The 1,741-nt window shown below is 66.4% G+C and carries 1 protein-coding gene; it reads left to right on the plus strand.

Annotated elements, in window-relative coordinates; translation table 11 throughout:
* The first annotated feature begins 127 nt into the window (after positions 1–127).
* Entirely contained in the window at positions 128–1,471 is a 1,344-nt protein-coding gene (locus ACFV3I_RS18710) for an IS630 family transposase (protein WP_378823951.1), read from the plus strand.
* The last annotated feature ends 270 nt before the right edge of the window (positions 1,472–1,741 follow it).

Here is a 1,741-nt window from a genome sequence, read left to right on the forward strand (position 1 = left end):
TCCTCGCCCTCTGGACCGGCGCCTGCCCCACCTGCCACCGCGACATACCCAAACCGATACGAACTTGACCAAGCCCTACTAGTGTGATGCGCCGGAAATCCTGATGGTTAGTAAGTACCCTGTTGGCATGTCGCATTCGGGGCCTTCTGCTGTGGCGGTCACGTTGTCCGAGGCTGAGCGCGCCGAGTTGGTGCGCCGGACGAAGATGCCGCACCGGCGCTCGGCCGAGAAGGCCCGCATCATCCTGGCGTGTGCTGACGGCATGTCGAACGCGGGTGTCGCGCGGCTCGTCGGTGTCCAGGCCAAGACGGTCGGCAAGTGGCGTCGTGCTTTCGCCGCAGAGCGGATGGCGGGGCTTGAGGACGCCGGCTGGGTCGGCCGGCCGAAGGCCGGTCTGATCCTCGACGATGCTGAGCGCAGGCAGCTGCAGCAGTGGGCCCGGCAGGCGAAGACCGCCCAGTTCCTCGCGTTACGGGCCAAGATCGTGCTGCGCTGCGCGGAGGGCGGGACGAACCAGCAGGCCGCGGCCGACCTCGGTATCGACAGGTCAACCGTGGACCGCTGGCGGGCCCGGTTCATCGCGAAACGCCTCGATGGCCTGCAGGACGAGCCGCGCTCGGGCCGGCCGCCTTCGATCCTCCTCGACCAGGTCGAGGAGGTCGTCGTGGCCACCCTGGAGTCGCTCCCGGGCCGGGACACGCACTGGTCACGGGCCTCGATGGCCCAGCGCACCGGCCTGTCGAAGTCGACGATCGGGCGGATCTGGAAGCGGTTCGACCTCAAGCCTCACCTGCAGGACTCCTTCAAGCTGTCCACCGATCCGCAGTTCGTCGCCAAGGTCGTCGACGTTGTCGGCCTGTACCACCACCCGCCCGAGAAGGCGGTCGTGCTCTGCGTGGACGAGAAGAGCCAGATCCAGGCGCTGGACCGCTCCCAGCCAGTGCTGCCGATGATGCCGGGCATGCCCGAACGCCGCACCCACGACTACCTGCGGCACGGCATCACCAGCCTGTTCGCAGCCTTCAACATCGCCGACGGCACCGTCATATCGGCACTTCACCGCCGCCACCGGGCGATCGAGTTCAAGAAGTTCCTGATCCGGATCGACAAGGCGGTGCCCGCCGGGCTCGACGTGCACCTCGTCTGTGACAACTACGCCACCCACAACACTGCCGAGATCAGGACGTGGCTCGGCAAACACCCCCGCTTCCACGTCCATTTCACCCCCACCGGCTCCTCCTGGATGAACCAGGTCGAGCGGTGGTTCGGCCTGCTGACCGACAAGCTCATCCGCCGCGGCGTCCACACCTCCGTGAAGGCACTGGAGAACGACATCACCGCGTGGATCGACACCTGGAACGAGAAACCGCGCCCCTTCACCTGGACCAAGACAGCCGACGAGATCCTCAAATCCCTCGCCGACTACCTCACCAAGGTCGGAACCACCGCCCCGAAAACAGAGCAGAACTAACCATCAGGATTTCTGGCGCATCACACTAGTGCCCCTCCCGGCAACGTTTGCCCCGTCGCGACGCCCGGCACGCGCGCTCGCCGCGTTGGCCAAAAGCCCAGGTAGCTCCGCTACAAGGGCTTCCGGCCGCCTTGCGATCACACGCACCGGACGCCGCTCCTTGACGGGCAAACCTTGCCGGTCGCGGCACTAGTAGGGCTTGGTCAAGTTCGTATCGGTTTGGGTATGTCGCGGTGGCAGGTGGGGCAGGCGCCGGTCCAGAGGGCGAGG

Origin of the sequence: Microbacterium sp. NPDC059771, from assembly GCF_042732495.1 — a bacterium.
Classification (GTDB): Bacteria; Actinomycetota; Actinomycetes; order Actinomycetales; family Microbacteriaceae; genus Microbacterium; species Microbacterium sufflavum.

Bases quoted from the DNA above. Each gene is read 5' to 3' on its own strand.
- ACFV3I_RS18710 (WP_378823951.1), top strand. From the start codon at position 128: ATGTCGCATTCGGGGCCTTCTGCTGTGGCGGTCACGTTGTCCGAGGCT.